Annotated in this window: 17 protein-coding genes and 1 other annotated feature; of the genes, 14 read left to right on the forward strand and 3 right to left on the reverse strand. The window is 32.3% G+C overall.

The features are described 5' to 3' along the window. Positions 1-228: 228 nt before the first annotated feature. From helD to ACIQ4I_RS01770, 6 genes are all read left to right on the forward strand, one after another. On the forward strand, positions 229-2,568 hold the full coding sequence (gene helD, locus ACIQ4I_RS01745; protein WP_403092228.1) for an RNA polymerase recycling motor HelD: 2,340 nt from the start codon (positions 229-231) through the stop codon (positions 2,566-2,568). A gap of 1,001 nt (positions 2,569-3,569) precedes the next feature. Further along, positions 3,570-3,794, forward strand: coding sequence for a hypothetical protein (locus tag ACIQ4I_RS01750; RefSeq protein WP_403092230.1), 225 nt, complete (start codon positions 3,570-3,572; stop codon positions 3,792-3,794). Between the two features lie 30 nt (positions 3,795-3,824). Next, entirely contained in the window at positions 3,825-4,217 is a 393-nt protein-coding gene (locus tag ACIQ4I_RS01755) for a hypothetical protein (RefSeq protein ID WP_403092232.1), read from the forward strand. Between the two features lie 68 nt (positions 4,218-4,285). Next, positions 4,286-4,804 (forward strand): GrpB family protein, encoded by a 519-nt coding sequence (locus ACIQ4I_RS01760; RefSeq protein ID WP_403092234.1) that lies wholly within the window; start codon positions 4,286-4,288, stop codon positions 4,802-4,804. A gap of 44 nt (positions 4,805-4,848) precedes the next feature. After that, positions 4,849-6,042, forward strand: coding sequence for an MFS transporter (locus ACIQ4I_RS01765; RefSeq protein WP_403092236.1), 1,194 nt, complete (start codon positions 4,849-4,851; stop codon positions 6,040-6,042). 177 nt (positions 6,043-6,219) lie between these two features. Continuing rightward, positions 6,220-6,663, forward strand: coding sequence for a DUF4306 domain-containing protein (locus ACIQ4I_RS01770; RefSeq protein WP_403093332.1), 444 nt, complete (start codon positions 6,220-6,222; stop codon positions 6,661-6,663). Positions 6,664-6,863: 200 nt separating this feature from the next. Here ACIQ4I_RS01770 and ACIQ4I_RS01775 read toward each other — a convergent pair whose 3' ends face one another. Next, complete coding sequence (locus ACIQ4I_RS01775) at positions 6,864-7,391, reverse strand: hypothetical protein (RefSeq protein WP_403092238.1); 528 nt, start codon at positions 7,389-7,391, stop codon at positions 6,864-6,866. A gap of 242 nt (positions 7,392-7,633) precedes the next feature. On the opposite strand from ACIQ4I_RS01775, the gene ACIQ4I_RS01780 reads away from it, so the two are divergent. The 4 genes from ACIQ4I_RS01780 (at position 7,634) to ACIQ4I_RS01795 (ending at position 10,843) form a co-directional block, all read left to right on the forward strand. Next, the gene (locus ACIQ4I_RS01780) at positions 7,634-8,083 is read left to right on the forward strand and encodes a hypothetical protein (protein WP_403092240.1); all 450 of its coding nucleotides are present in this window, start codon (positions 7,634-7,636) and stop codon (positions 8,081-8,083) included. A 672-nt stretch (positions 8,084-8,755) separates the two neighbouring features. Next, positions 8,756-9,238 carry a DUF4362 domain-containing protein gene (locus tag ACIQ4I_RS01785; protein ID WP_403092242.1) on the forward strand — a complete coding sequence of 161 codons (483 nt, stop codon included), beginning with the start codon at positions 8,756-8,758 and terminating at the stop codon, positions 9,236-9,238. Between the two features lie 90 nt (positions 9,239-9,328). Beyond that, a complete protein-coding gene (locus ACIQ4I_RS01790) occupies positions 9,329-9,691 on the forward strand; it encodes a VOC family protein (protein ID WP_403092244.1) in 363 nt (120 codons plus the stop codon). 186 nt (positions 9,692-9,877) lie between these two features. Continuing rightward, positions 9,878-10,843, forward strand: coding sequence for a quinone oxidoreductase family protein (locus ACIQ4I_RS01795; RefSeq protein ID WP_403092246.1), 966 nt, complete (start codon positions 9,878-9,880; stop codon positions 10,841-10,843). A gap of 84 nt (positions 10,844-10,927) precedes the next feature. Here the strand turns inward: ACIQ4I_RS01795 and ACIQ4I_RS01800 are convergent, their stop codons facing one another. Then, on the reverse strand, positions 10,928-11,185 hold the full coding sequence (locus ACIQ4I_RS01800; RefSeq protein WP_403092248.1) for a hypothetical protein: 258 nt from the start codon (positions 11,183-11,185) through the stop codon (positions 10,928-10,930). 226 nt (positions 11,186-11,411) lie between these two features. On the opposite strand from ACIQ4I_RS01800, the gene fosM reads away from it, so the two are divergent. Next, positions 11,412-11,834, forward strand: a complete 423-nt coding sequence (gene fosM / locus ACIQ4I_RS01805) for a FosM family fosfomycin resistance protein (RefSeq protein ID WP_403092250.1) — start codon at positions 11,412-11,414, stop codon at positions 11,832-11,834. A gap of 444 nt (positions 11,835-12,278) precedes the next feature. Here the strand turns inward: fosM and ACIQ4I_RS01810 are convergent, their stop codons facing one another. Next, positions 12,279-13,430, reverse strand: a complete 1,152-nt coding sequence (locus tag ACIQ4I_RS01810; protein ID WP_403092252.1) for an acyl-CoA dehydrogenase family protein — start codon at positions 13,428-13,430, stop codon at positions 12,279-12,281. 153 nt (positions 13,431-13,583) lie between these two features. Here ACIQ4I_RS01810 and ACIQ4I_RS01815 point away from each other — a divergent pair, with 153 nt between their 5' ends. The 3 genes from ACIQ4I_RS01815 to ACIQ4I_RS01825 all read left to right on the forward strand — a co-directional run bounded on the left by ACIQ4I_RS01815 (position 13,584) and on the right by ACIQ4I_RS01825 (position 17,129). Next, the gene (locus ACIQ4I_RS01815; RefSeq protein ID WP_403092254.1) at positions 13,584-14,225 is read left to right on the forward strand and encodes an alpha/beta hydrolase; all 642 of its coding nucleotides are present in this window, start codon (positions 13,584-13,586) and stop codon (positions 14,223-14,225) included. 172 nt (positions 14,226-14,397) lie between these two features. Beyond that, positions 14,398-15,177 (forward strand): SH3 domain-containing protein, encoded by a 780-nt coding sequence (locus tag ACIQ4I_RS01820; protein WP_403092256.1) that lies wholly within the window; start codon positions 14,398-14,400, stop codon positions 15,175-15,177. A 153-nt stretch (positions 15,178-15,330) separates the two neighbouring features. After that, positions 15,331-15,546 (forward strand) — a binding site (T-box leader). A 209-nt stretch (positions 15,547-15,755) separates the two neighbouring features. Beyond that, positions 15,756-17,129 (forward strand): chorismate-binding protein, encoded by a 1,374-nt coding sequence (locus ACIQ4I_RS01825; protein WP_403093335.1) that lies wholly within the window; start codon positions 15,756-15,758, stop codon positions 17,127-17,129. The last annotated feature ends 9 nt before the right edge of the window (positions 17,130-17,138 follow it).

Consider the following 17,138-nt stretch of genomic DNA (forward strand, 5'->3'; position numbering starts at 1 on the left):
GAATTAAGGATACTGTTATTTTGAATTTTAGTCATATATAGTGTTAATCAATTAAAGGAAAATTAAATTAATGGAAAGGGAAATTTACATTGATTAAATTGAGGGAAAATGTTAAATTAGTATAGAAACACTTTTGTTTTAAAAGAGTGCATATTTTATCCAATTTAATTATACAATAAATATTCTCTTTTGTCAAATTAAACTTTTCATTTTTAAGGAGTGAATGGTATGAACACAGATCTTCGTCAGGAGCAGGAACGATTGGATAGTGTAATGGAGACGATCAAGGAGCAAATCATCAAGATCAAAGATGATACAGGCAATCGTCGAAAAGAAGTGGTAAATATCCGAAAACATTTTTGGGATGAAGTCAAGGTTAACACTGATTCTTTTGATGATTATCTCGAAACAATTATTGGCTTAAGACAACAGGCTCAAAACTTGTCCGTAAGTCAAAGTATCCACAGACACTCCTTCGATAAATTGAATATATTGAATCGCATGAAAGAATTACCGTATTTTGGAAGAATTGATTTTCTCGAAAAAGGAACTTCTGAAGTAGAAAGTATCTATATCGGAGTCTCTACGCTAATGGATACAGTTGGAGAAAATTTTCTAATCTACGACTGGCGGGCGCCTATATCAAGCGTTTACTACGATTATTCACCTGGTCCAGCCTCTTATGTTACACCAGGAGGAGTCGTTCATGGCTTGTTGGATCAAAAGTGGCAATATATCATCAGTGGAGGAATTATCGAATCAATGTTTGATACGAATCTGACTATTGGAGATGAGATTTTACAGCAGGTACTTGGTAAAGGTACAAACAAACATATGCAAAGTATTGTAGCCACCATTCAACAGGAGCAAAATCTGATCATTCGACATGATCATGACCGACTACTTATTGTTCAAGGTGCTGCTGGCAGTGGCAAGACTTCCTCAGCCTTACAGCGAATTGCTTACTTGCTATACAAGTATCGAAATAAATTGAAAGCTGATCAAATCATTCTTTTTTCACCGAATTCTATGTTTAATAGTTATGTATCCCATGTATTGCCGGAACTCGGTGAAGAAAATATGCAACAGGTAACATTCCAAGAATACGTAGATCAACGGTTGAGCAGTTCATTCCAAGTTGAAGATCCTTATAAACAATTGGAATATGTGTTAACCGGAATGGATGATCCCTACTACCAGACTAGAATCTCAAGTATTGAATTCAAGGCATCGAACAGTTTTTTTGAAACAATTAAAAGATATAGACAGTCTCTTGAAATATCCGGCATGTTATTTAAGGGAATAAAATTCAGAGGTATAACAATTGTCTCAGCCAAACAAATCATGGATAGGTTTTATAGCAGCAACACCTCTCTATTATTTCAAAACAGGCTTGAGAAATTAAAAGAATGGTTAAAAATACGAATTGATGAAATCGAAAAGCTCGAGTTAACAAAGCCATGGGTTCAAGAAGAGATGGAATTGCTTAGCAAAGACGAGTATCAAAAGGCATTTACTTATTTACAGAAAAAAAGAGGTATTACTGAAGACTCGTTAGATTATTATGAAAACGAAAGCAAATTATTAAGACAAATGATTGTTCGTAAGAAGTTAAAGCCTCTCCGCAAATGGATACAAACTTTTCGTTTTGTCAATTTTATAGGAATATACAAACAGCTTTTCACTGATCCTACAAGCATCGAATTGTGGAATCCCGAGAAAATACCCGAAGAGTGGGAAGATATTTGCACTTTGACAATGAAGACGCTGAATGATGGGGAACTGTATTACGAAGATGCTACTCCGTTTTTACTTCTTAAAGAGTTGATTCAAGGGTTTGAAACAAATCGAGCAATTAAGCATGTACTTGTAGACGAAGCGCAAGATTACTCATTATTTCAATTTGAGTTTTTGAAGCAATTGTTTCCTGCTGCAAAAATGACTGTACTTGGAGATTTTAATCAGGCAATATTTGCACATGCTAGTGAAATGGTTGATTTCCATACACTTTCAAGTATATATGGAAAGGATGAAACGGATACGTTTAACTTGAGCGTAAGCTACAGATCCACAAAATCTATCACTGAATTTACACGTGGACTTATACCTGGTGGTGAACGGATTTCCGCATTTGAACGTGGTGGTGAGCTTCCAGTTCTTACTTTAGTATCCAACATTACTGTATTACACAACTCTATTGTTGCCAAAGTCGAAGAGCTACTGAAACAGGAGTATAATACGATAGCAATCATATGTAAATCTGCTGCCGAAAGCACTGTCGCATATGATGCCCTCAGTGACATCGATAATATTAAACTCGTGAAGACAGGATCAATTGAATATGAACAAGGTGTTGTTGTCATACCGGCATATTTAGCAAAAGGCATCGAATTCGACGCAGTCATCATATATGATGCATCGGCACAAGTATATGGAGATGAAAGTCTTCGTAGGCTGTTTTATACTGCCTGCACGAGAGCTATGCATTATTTGCAGCTATATAGTATAGGTGAACCGAGCCTCTTTTTGCAAAACGTTGCACCGGAAAATGTGGTAATTCAAAATTAATGATATAAATAAAACAATTCTTTTTGAAGATGAATAAAAAGCGGCACTACTTTATTTAAAGTAGTGCCGCTTTTAAGTGTGAAGAGGATTTATATGATAGAGATTAAATCGAATTTCTTTCCGACATCTTGTATGTAGAGATGATGCTTCTTTTTACCTGAGTATTTCAGTTGTATTTCTAATATAGTTAAATTGTGGTATATTAAGAAATGAATATTTGGTAATATTTGTGGTACTTAATTTAATTCTGATGTTTTTAAGCATTAATAGGGCAGACAAAATTTAATATAGAATTAAATTGAATTTGGACGTGAGAGGATATAAATAATATGAATAAATTTATGTTTTATTTCTGGATATTCGGTATTGCATTTATTGCATTTTTCACAGGAGAAATTGCAACGGTTATGATGTTGTACTTAATTTTAATTACTTTAAATGCAATACATACAACCATTAAAGATTTTTATAATGAATGGAAAAGGAAAAGTAATTATTAACATTGGGACGCTATTTTCTTTTTTCTTTATATAACTATGGTGGAATCTTAAATATTTTGAAAACTGGATTGGGAAGAGTCGAAAAAATATATTGGAATAAGAGGTGATTTAATATCTCACAAAAATATCTTTTATAGGTTTTAATTGAAGGAATATTGTCCATATTTATATGGATAACTTTGTCATCAATAATCCAAATTTAGCAGGTCTATTGCCATATTCATTTTCTTATTATTTCTTCCAGCATGAGGCAAATACACGAACATTAAATGGACCATTATTATGAGACATATTAAATTAGAACACTGTCAATGAAGCGGAAGATGACCAGTTCTGCGGAAAAGCGAAGATACTCGTCAGTTCGCCCGCGGAAAGCGCAATCTAAAGAGGTATAATGCGTATTAGAAAAGTAAATGATTAATAGACTTAATTTCTATTCAGGTTCATAAATTTTATAAAAATGATTAAATAATTTAAAAGAATGGAGAGGAGGAGTTTTTTATGGATAATTTAAATGTTTTTGGTCCAGCGAATTGGATTGGATTACTTTCATCAGTATTTATTATATTATGCTTATATTTTACATTAACTTTCTTTCAAAAACTAAAAGCTGAGGATGAGCGGGGAATAAAGCAAAACAAATTTGCCGCAATAATTTGCCTAGCTTTTGCTATTCTTATGCCGGCTCTTTATAATCTTTACATTTTTTCGCAAATGATGGAATAAGAGGAGCAAAAAATAGATAGAGGTGAGGTAATGCAATATAAAAAGATTATTATTTATCTGTTTGTTATTTCTATCTTTTTAATTGGATGCGGGAACAAGGTGAAGACTACTGAGCATAAGACTCCAGCACCATCGGCAGAAGAAGAATTAAAATTAGATAAAAATGCTGATATTTTTATGTTGGGTGATAGAGTCTATAAAACCGATATTGACTGGGTAAATCAATTAAAACTTACAAAAAAGAACGAAATAGGCGAAATTGAAAGTAAATATTCAATATCTTCAGACGAACCATTCAAAAATAAGATGGCTACTAAACTGCCTGCTGGAAGTAAAATATTCTCAACGAATGAGAGAGAAGATGTTTTGATTGTTCAATATAAAGGAATTGAAAAAAAATATTACGTATTATCGGAAGGGTAATAATAATCAATCAGTATTATTCCAGCATATTTCATATCAGGTACTATCAATTTAAGGAGATGATTTCTTTGCTTGGCTTACCTAGAGGCGAGGTGTTTTTAATTCCTTGGACTAGTGAGTGGGAAAAAGAATTCTTAGTAGAAAAAAGACAAATCGAAAATATTATTGGTCAACATACTGTAGCAATTCACCATATTGGTAGTACTTCGGTGTCTGGATTAAGTGCAAAACCAATAATTGATATAGCGATTGAAATAGAAACATTTGAAGAAGGCTTAGCGTGTGTTACAGGGTTAAAAACACTAGGCTATAAATATAGAGGAACTGCTGTATTACCTGAAAGACATTACTTTAATAAGGGAGAACCAAGAACCCACCGAATTCATATGTATGAAAGTGGCAACAAATACTTGGTGGAGCAGCTACAGTTTAGAGATTATTTAAGAAATAATAAAACTGCAAGAATAGAATATGAAAAATTGAAACAAGAGCTTTCACAAATGAATATACATGATAAACATCAATATGCAGAGGATAAATCAAATTTTGTAATGTCAATTCTAAATAGAATAAATAAAAAGATGTAAATTATTCAATTTTGAAGCTTTAGCTCAGATGTGGTAGTTAGAGGGTGGAAAATATTAATAACAGTTTTAAAGCTATATGGTTAAGTAGTGCAACTTCTGAACTGGGAGGTGCATTTTTTACATTTTGTAATTCTGTATTAATTTATAAATTAACGGGTTCGCCTACAAAACTAGGATTAGTATGGTTAATCTATTATGTCCCATCATTTTTCATGCAACTTTTTATTGGTCCCTATATCGATCGTTGGAGTCGAAAACGGACAATGATTATTTGTCATTTGATACGAGCTTTTCTTGCTTTAACATTGTCTGTTTCTTTAATAGGAGAATTTTTTTCAATCAGTTTAATATTCTTGGTTCAAGTTATTGTTGGAATCGTAATGCCAATCTTTACACCAGCAAATCAAGCTATTTTGCCAACAATTATTGAAAAAGAACAGCTAGGCAAGGCAAATGCTACCCTTGAAAGTATCCGGCAAGTGATGGCAATTATGGGGCCGATCCTTGCAGGAATAGCTGTTGAGTTTATTGAAGTAAAGTGGTTGTTACTTGTAATTGGTTTTGCCTTTTTAATTAGTACATATGCTTTATCAAAAATTAGCGAAAATTTTAACCCACAGCAAATTAGAAAACCATGGCTTACAGATTTTAAGGAAGGATTGCATTCGTATTTTGATCATCCACTAATTGTATGGCTTGGAGTCTTTTTTGGATTTGTTCAATTTGGAGTAGGGGTTACAACTGTTACAACATTACCATTTATCACTACTGTTTTAGACTTACCCTATACAGCGTATGGGTTGTTTATGGCTGGATTTCCAGTAGGTTATATTCTTGGCGCTTTATTAAACTCTAAACTATCAAAAAATAAAGATTTTGGAATATTGTTCAGTTCTTTATTTATAGGTGGCTGTACATACATTTCATTAAGTTTAACACCATGGTATTTTCTCGCTATTATAACAGAATGTATTGCAGGCATTGTTATTGCTATATTCAATATTAATAATATTACTCTTATCCAGCAATCCATTCCCAATCATGTTATGGGAAAAGTAACATCTGTTCGATTATTGATTATGCGAATAATGCTTCCTTTAGGAATTCTATGTGCATCGTTCTGTGTAGAGTTTATAACTATAAGGGGACTGTATTTCATAATTGGGACTATTATTTGTGGAACATCTGTTTTTGGGTATCTATATTTGAGACATAAATCTATTAAATCATATTGTTGATTGTCTTATTTTTACTATCTATGCTCATCTAAAAAAGATTTTATAAAATTTACATAGAATTTAGTACATGTAAAAAGTAGGTTTTAAGCACAAGTTGATACGGATGTTTATTATTGATTAGAAATAAATTATTTATTTAGAAGGAGGTAGAATCTTATCTATAAGTTAATCGTTCAAATAGTCTTTGCATTTCTAATGTTTTTTGGATCATCGTTAATTGCTTTCTACGAAGGTAGCGGTATTGTTGATAATCCTTGGGAATGGGCATATTCAACACCATTTTCGCATTTTATAGGCGGGGGAGTTCAGCAAGCTTCTGATATTTCAATATTCGATTATTTTGTGTATGCAGCAAAATTCCATCCTGCTTATCCATTAATGATGATGTTAAGTATAATTTATCTATTTATTTTACTCGGGGTCATCTTATCTAAAAGAAAAAAGAGCATCACACCTTTATATTTTGGCCTATTTAGTTTTATAATGCTTGCATTGGCGTTTGTACTGCTTAATGCATCAACACTTGGAGGAAAAGTATTTTCGTATCTCTTTTTAGCAGTTGGAATTGCTTTACTTGTCTTCTCCTTGATTGTTAAGAAGAAATTGGTAGAACAAATTTAGTTAGAATAGGATATAAAAAATAAGTTTCGAATAATAACAAATTAATCGAACAATCTCTTTTAATGATATAGCACAATAATTAGAAAATCTTGAATGCAAAAAGACTTGATTCTACACCTATACATGTAGATCCAAGTCTTTTAATTTTCACAAAATACGAACAGACATCCAAAATGAGATGTAAAACTTTAATTAGAAAATCATTTTACTGAATTAGCAATTTCAATTAAATTTTCCATAGTGATCTTTTTTTCACTTTCTTGATCCATACTTAAGATATATTGCCAACCATTCTTTTCGAAAACTAAAGTATTGAAATCTGTAAATGTTTTGCTAAAAACAGCTTCACTTCCATCTTTAAGCTTCACTTTTTGCTTAATATGTTTTTCTTCAAAAGGCAGTTTATGTGCGATTGGGTTGATGAGAATTTTGTAATGATTGTGTGGTGAATTTTCATTTATAAATTCGAATTCTAATCCATCATTTTCTTCGCCTTCCAAATCGTTAAGTCTACCAAATGCATGTGTAAAAGATACTTCAGGTAATTGTGATGGTAGAGATATATTCGTTTTATAATGTTTATTGCTATCTAATAAGGCATTAGAAATATCTTTATATCCGATATCGTAGTAAAACTTTTCAAAATCATTCTTTGAAGCATTCGCAATATATGTGTTTATTTGGAGTAACAATAATAAAGAAAATATGGTTATGATAAATTTTTTCATCTAAAATCATCCTTATATTAATTATTTACACTAATAGGTTGATTCAAAATAAAATTTTTATGCATAAAATCATATTATATATACCTCGATAGTCTATATAAAAAAATCAAAACATGGCAATAAAGAAATTAAAACATTGACTAGTTTCTTAAAAATACTAAATCATTTTAAAGATATTTGAATTGATTATTAGTATTAAGTTGTTTGAAAGGTAAATACTATTGTTGAAGGTGGTGGAATAATTGATAAAAAATCTATTATTAATTTTGCTGACGACTACATTGCTATTGAATATTGCACCTGCTGCACTTGCAAAGAATTCACAAATTGATGAGTTCTACAAATATTTAACTGATGAGAAGATCTATAAAGAATATAAAGATGCTACTATAAATGTTCGAAAGAAAATGAAAATAACTGCATATAAGGATATAGAAAAAGAATTAGGGAAGTACTCATTTGACGTTGGATTTTTACCAAATAGTATTCCAAAAAACGATGTGTATTTTTTTGCATCCATTATTGAGGATAATAACCGAATTGTAAAAAAATTTGCGATTTATCAACTAGACGGTGAGCTGTTTACATCTGGATATAGTAGTAGAACGAAAGGAACAACCGGATTAGACGACGATTTTAGTTCTTTGAAAAGCTCAATCGTAAAAGAAGAACTTGCGAGTGATAAGCCTTAAGGATATATAATTTCCTTTCTTGAATTAGAAGACATCTTTCAGTAAAAAAATCTGAAGCTGTTTTTTAAAATTATAGTTCTGATTAACTTGATTGGAATATCTTCAAATTAATAAGCATATTCGAGTATTATTTCGAATATGCTTATTTTTTCGAGTGGCGAATAAGTATGAGTATGTCACCTTTTGAGCATCTATGTAATATTTTTATCAAACAATTCATTCCAAAATTTTGAGCAATTCTTTTACTGTAGTTCCACTTACAAGTTCATATTCACGACCATTAATATTCATAAGTCCATCTTGAGTAACTCGTATATTGAAAGTTTCGATAGTTTCGCCATTATAGTAAAAATCAAATTTATAAGTAAATTTATAAGCGTCTTCACTGTAATTAATGTTTTTAAATGTTCTCCTCACCTTCCAAAGAACTGCCTTTTTCTAAACTAAAACTTTCAAAGCATTACAATGAACACAGTAAAGACCATTCTTCGCCTTTTTTAGTTTACTTTTTGAAAAAAAGGGCGAGTATCGTAAATGGGCATTAATAATAATTGAAAATGTAATAACACATGAAACCTTATCCATCGTAGATAATTACATTACAATATTTGTATTTAATACCAAATATAATTTATAATTCAATTATATAGATGATTTATAAGGGGGCATTATTTGAGGAGTTCATGTTTTGTCTTTATTTTATTAGTTATAATGGTTAGCTGTTTTGGGTGCACTCAAAGCAATTCAAAAACTAATACCAATTCTCAAAACAAACCTTATACTTCTGAAGAAGCTATTAAAAGAGGGGATGTGGTTCAAACTAGTATTTCGGTTAATAATTTTGACCGGTTTATAAATTTTTTTAGTAACTATAATGATGAAAAAGCAGACAAAATAAGAATAACTGGATATACCATTGAAGGAGATCCAATCTTTACTGATTTGAATTACGATGGAAAAAAGATTCTCTATACCGAAGATAATTCTAATGATGCTTACGGGGCAAAGGAAATTATTAAGGATGTATGCAATAAGATTATAGAGGAAAAGAAAGAACAACGTACAATTTGGTACTCATTAAGTAGTTGTTCTAAAGACAAGTCATATTTACTTATTAGTATAGATCAGAATGATTTTCAATATAAACAAGAATAGTAACTAAAATTGAATACAGAATGATAAGAGAGCATGAAAATAGATTTGAATAAAGCTAAAACAATACAAAAAATGTAGGAGCGTGAATGTATGAGTCTTGCAATGTGTATGATTTCTATTAAGGTTAATGATATTGAAAAGGCTAAACGTTTTTATTGTGAGGGCTTAGACCTTCAATTGGAAAAAGTTTATAGTGAAAGTATAGTAGAGCTAAACTTTGATGGACTCCCAATCATACTTGAGAAAGTATCTGAATTGAATACATTAGATTATTACGATAATTCTCAAATAGTTATGGGTTTGCAAACAAAGGATTTAGTTTCTGAAATGGAAATACTTCAGGATAAGGGGATTGAATTATTATTTGAAGAGCCTCAAAAATGTCCACCGGGCTTGTTTAATGTAATTAAAGATCCTTTTGGAAACTTTATAGAAATATTAGAGTTTCAGTAAATAATGTCATACTATTTGTATGTGAATAAATTTCTGATTTTCTAATGTTCTTGGAAACCATTTTGAGTAAATATAAATCAAATGGTTTCTTTTTATTTTTAGTTTTTGAATTAATTTCATAGTGCAAAATTAAGTGCGAATAAATGAGAAAACATTTTCTTGTTTTTCATAAAGGAGAAACTAAAGATGAAAGCAGTTATTCAAAATGAATTCGGGAATTCTAGTGTTTTAAAATATACGAACATAGAGAAACCGAAAATTGAAGAAAATGAAGTATTAATTCGTACAGCTTATACAAGCGTAAATTATGCGGACATAAAAAATCGCTCTGGCAATAAAGCTAAAGGGAAGTTCCCGATGATATTAGGTTTAGATATGGCTGGTACTGTTGAAGAGGTCGATGAAAATAGTCCTTTTTCTATTGGGGATCGCGTTATTGCATTTCCTAAATATGGATCCTATGCAGAATATGCTGTTGCGAAAGAATCACTTGTTTATAAAATTCCAGATTCAGTATCTTTTGAGGATGCTGCAGCATTTCCAACTGTTGCGATCTTATCGTATATTTTAATCCATGAAATTGGACAAGTGAAAGAAACAGATACAATCGTTATACATAGTGCAGCTGGCGGCGTTGGCTCAATGCTTGTACAATTAGCAAAGTTAGCCAAAGTAAAGCAAATAATAGGTGTTGTTGGAGACATCAACAAAGCTACATATGTGAAAGAGCTTGGTGCTGATGAAGTCGTTACATATGATACATTTATTGAAACCGTGTTGAAAATGACTAATGAAGAAGGTGCAAATGTAATATTCGATTCGGTTGCTGGTGATGTAACGAGTCAAAGCTTAGATTGTTTAGCGCTTTATGGGACCTTAGTCCAATTTGGTAACAGTAGTGGGAAAGCTGGCAACTTCAAAACGAGTGATGTGCATTCAAGCTGCCGAAGTGTAAAAGGTTTTAGCTTAGGTACAACAAGAAAACATTATCCAGAAAGATTAGCTCCAGTGGCTGAGATGGTATGTAAGTTTTTTGCTGAGGGAAAATTGGAACTTCCCGAGGTACATGTATTTGAATTAAGTGATGTAGCAAAAGCGCATGATTTAATGGAAAGTAGGAAATATCAAGGCAAGATATTGTTGAAAGTGTAAAACCTCTAAAGAACCATACGACGAATAAAAGCTCATACTACGTTAACGTAGTGTGAGCCACTATGGTTTTTATGCAATTTATTATTATGGTTTATTCCAAAGTAAGGTCATCACAACAAATAAAACAATAACGACTAAGGATATGAATACTAGCCCAACTAAAGAAACTTTTTTCCATATTCCTTTTTCAGATAGTAGAGCTAATAACCATGCCACGATATACGTAATAATCATTATTTGCAGCATATAATCTGCGAAAAAAGGAATATATTTCGCAAAATATATTGTACTTACACCAAATAATAAGAATAAGATTGATAGAATCCCGCTGTATTTTCTCATCCATTTCCCCCTAATCGTAAATCATAAATGGCTCTATTTAGTATATTCAATTATTATAGTACATTAAACATATATATTTACATTAATATGGTGAAATGATGATTCGATATTTGAGATAGTATATGTATGAATCAATTTAACTTTGAATGATGCGATGGAAGAAGTTAATTAGACCGAGATGATAATTAATCAACTAACAAAGGTCTACTATACAAGGGGGATCATAATGTCTGTTTTAGGTGTGAATCATTTTCTATTTTCTGTATCAAACTTAGACAAATCAATTGAATTTTATCAGGAAGTATTCGAAGCTAAATTATTGGTAAAAGGACGTAGCACAGCGTATTTTGACTTAAATGGACTTTGGCTCGCATTAAATGAAGAGAAAGATATTCCTAGAAATGAAATACATGAGTCCTACACACATTTTGCTTTTACAATTGAAATATACAAATATGATGAGATGCTAAAGAAACTACAGGATTTAAAAGTAAACATTCTCCCTAGTCGACCAAGAGATGAAAAAGATAAGCAATCCATCTATTTTACGGATCCTGATGGACATAAATTTGAGTTTCATACCGGTACTTTACAAGATAGATTAGAATATTATAAACAAGATAAAAAACATATGACGTTTTATGAGTAATATTAGATTATTTGATTGTAGAAATTTGAAATAAATTCTTATTGTGGTGCTTAGCTTGCTGGTACTCTGGATAATAATATAACTTTATAAGCGTTTTGGTTAGGCTAAAGAGGAAGAATATTCTTCTGTAATCTTACATTCAAGGTACTTGTGTCTTATTGTTTTATTGATTATAGCGGAGGATTGATCGACTCCCGCGGGAAAAGCGTGGCAGCTGAGACCCTGCACGTAGCGTAGCGAAGGAAGCGGCTCAGCGCACGCCCGCAGGAAAGCGAGCAATCCGTAGCGGGTATCGGTTGATCATCCATTTTTTAATAAATAAAACTGGATGATCGACGCGTATGATTATTTTATTCAAAGTCTCTATTTTGAAGCAGCCGATGAAAAAAATAAAACCCGCTGATTCATTTCTCGTGTGATCATTTATTTTTTTAAAATCAAATGCTATTTCTCCATAAACTTCGCAATCGCTTCATTCGCAAATTTTGTTTGAATTACATCTGACATTGGTGGGTTGTACAGACCAGCACGAACATTTAAGAAATAGCGGTGCATTGGATTTGATTCGGATAATGCTCTTGCACCTACAATTTGCATAGCAAGGTCGACTACCTTCATTGCTGCGTTTGTTACTTCAATTTTTGTTACATCCAGTGGTTCTTTAAATGCTGTTTTGTCTTCGCAATGTTCATAACGTTCAACTGTTCCATATAACATATGTCTTGCAGTAGTTAGAGTAAGTTCCATTTCACCAATCAATTGTTTAATATTGGGTGCTTCAGCAATTGGTTTACCAAGTGATGAAGGAATATAAGACGTCGCAAAGTTTAAAGCATAATTTCGTGCTGCTTTTGCTATACCGATGTAACATGCAGGGATATGCAATAGCCAACCTTTTGCTGCATTTAGTTGAGGTGATCTTGTTTGCAATACGTATGTATCTGGCACACGAACATGATCCAGAATCACCGTTTGACTAGCTGTACCCCTCATCGCTAGGGAATCCCATGTATCTTTTAAAGAAACACCTTTTGTGTTACTAGGTACTAAAATCATTTCAATTTCCTTTTTTTCATTTGTCGCAGTAATGATGAAATGAGTTAATGCTGGAGCAGCAGTTGTGAAGATTTTTTCTCCTGTTATAACAAGATCATCACCATCACGTACAACAGACGTTGTTGGAATTGCGCCTCGTGTAGGACTTCCGGCATTATTTTCGGATGAAGCCGTATTAATAAGTCCTCCATTTGCAATCGCTTTTAATACAACTTTGGCTGCTTCAGAATTCCAATGATGACTTTCTACATATTCTAAAATCGTACCGTTCGTCCACCCAATTGACAAAGCTGTTGAACCGCAGCCTACAGCGATTGTTTCTTGAGCTAATATATATTCATATAAGCCTAGACCTTGACCACCAAATTCAGTAGGTAATGTTAGTTTGGTATAATTAATTTTTTTTAAATCTTCAATGTTATCAAAAGGGAATGAACCAGGAGCATCTAATTGTGGTTCTCGTTTTTGAAAAACTGGAATTAGTTCTTCTATTTTAGCGAGTAGTTTGCGTTGTTTTTCTGTACGAATAAAACTTTCCATTCTAACGCCTCCATATCTTTATCCATATCATACATCTAATTCCTACTGATTTTCTATGACAAAACTGAAATTTGTCGAAATCGAGAAAGCTTATTGGGAGTTTAGAAAATAGTATGGTATCATAAAATGAATTTATCTCGAAAGGAAGATATTATGAATTCTCCATTTACATTTATACATTCAGCTCCTAAGAATATGGAGCATGGCAAATTATATCCAGCAGTTTTCCTTATGCATGGCATGGGAAGCAACGAACAAGATTTACCAGGATTACTTGATGAAATAAAAGATCAATGCCACATCTTTAGCCTGCAAGGACCTATTATTCAACCACCTGGTTATGCATTTTTCACAATCGAAGAATTTGGCAAACCACATCGTAATGTATTTGATCAAGTCATTATTCATATTATGAATTTTATAGAAGAAGCCATCACCGAATACCCAATTGATGCAGAGAAAATCTTTTTGATGGGCTTTAGCCAAGGAGCAATCTTATCAAAATCTTTAGCTGTAGCGATGGGTAAAGAAAAACTAGCAGGAATCGTTGCTTTAAGCGGTTATACTCCTGATTTTGTAAAAAATCAATACCAAAAACACTCTGTTCAGGACATGCCTGTTTTCATCTCACATGGCACAATGGACATGGCTCTTCCATATCAATGGGGGGAAGCTAGTCGTGATTTCTTCACTGAACAAGGTTCGAATGTAACATTTAAAAGTTTCGAAGATGGACATGGTGTAACACCTGAAGTTCAGGAATCGTTAATTGCATTTTTAAAAGAGAACATGTAGAAAGCTAATATCTAAAAAACTATTTTCTCAGAAGGAAAATAGTTTTTATTTTTGCCATAAATATCTACTTGATTAATACCAATTTAATTGTTATATACATAAAATTACATGATAATAGTGCTATACTATTATTTGTAATAGATTTAAAAGTATTTAGGAGGAAGAAATAACAATGTTTTTAAATAAACTAATGAAAACAATAGTTGTAGGGAGTATCGCATTTTCAGCGGTTTCTTTTACAACTCATTTTGAAAATGAACCTCTACATGCGAAAGCAGCATCTGCAATCTATGAAACAACAGATAAGGTGAATTTGAGAAAAGGACCTGGCGTTGATAAAGAGTTAATTACAACTTTAAAAAAAGGAAATAAAGTTACTTTAATTACAACTAAAAAAGTCAATAATGTAAAATGGGCAAAAATTAAGTGGAATAATACAATAGGGTGGATTTCATCAACTTATTTGAAAGTAAGTAAAGATAATAGCCCTGTTGTCCAAGATAAAGTCACAATAGAAAATGTTAACGAAAAATATATAACAACCGCTAATGTGAATATGCGAAAATCAACTTCAATGAAAGCAACAATTTTATCAACATTACCAAAAGATGCAACTGTAACAATAACTAAGATCAAATCAATCAATTATGTCAAATGGGCATATGGAAGTTATAATGGGCAAAAAGGTTGGATTTCATATGCTTACTTAAAGAAAGTGAATGAAAAAACAACAAAACCGGAAAAGCCTGCTACCACTTTAGATAGTATCATTTTAGATGAAGATACAGATTTATATCCCAATGCAAATGATAGTGAAGAAGTTGTAGCAATAATTCCAGCTGGGATTGAACTACAAATCGAAAAAACAGTAATAGTTAAGAAAGTTAAATGGGCAAAGGTACAAAATGAATACGTACGAGGTTGGATTGTTGTTCCATCAGTTGATGAATAATCCAAATAAATAAAAACATAAATGATTTCAAATAATCGTTGACATTTGTAATTATTATCTTTAAGATTACAATAAATAAAAGGTTCGAAGAGGTAGCAGCTTCGGTAGCGAAGTTGGCCTTATGAGTTGAGATTAGAAATGATGAGCATAGCCGAGAAATTGAAGAATAAGAGCAGTAGCATATTGAACATTGCTAAGAGAGTCAGCGGTTGGTGCAAGCTGATCAATGTCTTATGTGAATGGACTTATGAGAGCATCCGTCAACACATTGTTAGTAGCGGATGACGACTAATCCTCGTTACGGATAGTTAAGCGGAAGTTTTTTAAACTTCAACTTGAGGTGGCAACGCGGTCTATATCGTCCTCATGAAAGAATTCTCTTTCATGAGGGCTTTTTTTATTTAGGCTCTATAATTTGATATTGTTAAATTTCTTTGGCTTCTTACTTGTGCAAAAAGCAACGATACGTGCGAGAATGTGACGAGGAAAGCGTCCGCCTGTAACGAAAGCGAAAAGGTTGAAATAGAAACAGTATTGTATTTTCTCAACAATCGACCTAATTAGGAGATGATTAATTGATGATAGAACAAACAAGTTTCCGTACAACAATTAAGAAGATTAATGGTGATTTGTTGACACCTATTTTGATTTTTCAAAGATTAAAAGGAAAACGAAAATTTTTACTTGAGTCAGATTCAAAGTTTAAAGATTCAGGTAGATACTCAATGATTGGTGTAAATCCAATTAAATCGTATAGTGGCAGTGGCAATACATTAATCGAAAAACAGTTCAATACAGAAAAAGAGTATCACTACGATGGTGATTTATTGACATTGTTAAAAAGAGTAATGCCTAGGATTACTGGGCCAACAGAATTTCCGTTTGCTGGTGGTGCAGTTGGATATATTTCATATGGTGCATCAGTAAAATCACGACATCCAAATACTTTGCAAATTCCAAATGTACATTTTTATATTTATGAAACAATTTTAGTATTTGATCATTTACAAGATGAAGTAACGATTATTCATACGGAAGTAAATCCTGAACAGCAAAAAGTAGATTTAGATAAGATTATTAATGAAATTCAAACACAACCGTCAGATATTGAGGATGAAGATTATCAACTTACGCAGTTTTCAAGTGAATTGTCAAAAGAGACTTTTGTCGATCAAGTTGAGAAAGCAAAGGAATATATCAATGATGGCACAGTCGATCAAATCGTATTATCTAGACCGCAACAGGCTACTTATAGTGGAAATCCATTTTCTATATACAGAAAATTAAGAAAACAAAATCCGTCTCCATATATGTATTATATGGATTTCGATGACCATATCATTTTGGGTACATCACCAGAAAGTCTTATTAAAGTAACAGATGAAGCTATCACGATAAATCCAATTGGTGGAACAAGGAAAAGAGGGGCAACGGAAGAAGAAGATCAACTATTAGCAAAGGAACTTCTAAATAGCACAAAAGAGCAACAAGAACATGCCATGATAGTAGAAGTTGCAAAAGAGGATTTAATGGAAGTAGCCCAGCCAGGAACTTTGCAACTGCAACAATACATGAAACTTGAACGATTTGAACATGTTATGCATTTGGTTTCTTCCATTCAAGGAAAGCTTTCACCTGTTTATCATTCTTTAGATGTACTAATGTCTGCATTTCCAGCTGGAGCAATCACAGGCTTACCTAAAGCAAAGGCGATTAATTTAATTGATGAAATTGAAACATCTCATCGGAATATATTTGGTGGAGCGATTGGTTATATCGGTTTTAACGGCAATGTAGATTTTGCAATAACCATTCGTTCTATGCTTTTAAAAGATGGTATCGCGCACATTCAATCAGGTGCTGGAATTGTGGAAGATTCAATTGCAGTTAGAGAATTTGATGAGACCCTTGAAAAAACAAATTCTTTAACTGCATTAGCAAATATTGAGTAGAGCTAAGAG

Source organism: Rummeliibacillus sp. NPDC094406 (assembly GCF_044763875.1).
Lineage (GTDB): Bacteria > Bacillota > Bacilli > Bacillales_A > Planococcaceae > Rummeliibacillus.

What these genes read in the sequence shown, in the direction of transcription:
- helD (WP_403092228.1), top strand. Translation starts at nt 229, where the DNA reads ATGAACACAGATCTTCGTCAGGAGCAGGAACGATTGGATAGTGTAATG.
- ACIQ4I_RS01750 (WP_403092230.1), top strand. Translation starts at nt 3,570, where the DNA reads ATGGATAATTTAAATGTTTTTGGTCCAGCGAATTGGATTGGATTACTT.
- ACIQ4I_RS01755 (WP_403092232.1), top strand. Translation starts at nt 3,825, where the DNA reads ATGCAATATAAAAAGATTATTATTTATCTGTTTGTTATTTCTATCTTT.
- ACIQ4I_RS01775 (WP_403092238.1), bottom strand. Translation starts at nt 7,391, where the DNA reads ATGAAAAAATTTATCATAACCATATTTTCTTTATTATTGTTACTCCAA.
- ACIQ4I_RS01790 (WP_403092244.1), top strand. Translation starts at nt 9,329, where the DNA reads ATGAGTCTTGCAATGTGTATGATTTCTATTAAGGTTAATGATATTGAA.
- ACIQ4I_RS01795 (WP_403092246.1), top strand. Translation starts at nt 9,878, where the DNA reads ATGAAAGCAGTTATTCAAAATGAATTCGGGAATTCTAGTGTTTTAAAA.
- ACIQ4I_RS01800 (WP_403092248.1), bottom strand. Translation starts at nt 11,185, where the DNA reads ATGAGAAAATACAGCGGGATTCTATCAATCTTATTCTTATTATTTGGT.
- fosM (WP_403092250.1), top strand. Translation starts at nt 11,412, where the DNA reads ATGTCTGTTTTAGGTGTGAATCATTTTCTATTTTCTGTATCAAACTTA.
- ACIQ4I_RS01810 (WP_403092252.1), bottom strand. Translation starts at nt 13,430, where the DNA reads ATGGAAAGTTTTATTCGTACAGAAAAACAACGCAAACTACTCGCTAAA.
- ACIQ4I_RS01815 (WP_403092254.1), top strand. Translation starts at nt 13,584, where the DNA reads ATGAATTCTCCATTTACATTTATACATTCAGCTCCTAAGAATATGGAG.
- ACIQ4I_RS01820 (WP_403092256.1), top strand. Translation starts at nt 14,398, where the DNA reads ATGTTTTTAAATAAACTAATGAAAACAATAGTTGTAGGGAGTATCGCA.
- ACIQ4I_RS01825 (WP_403093335.1), top strand. Translation starts at nt 15,756, where the DNA reads ATGATAGAACAAACAAGTTTCCGTACAACAATTAAGAAGATTAATGGT.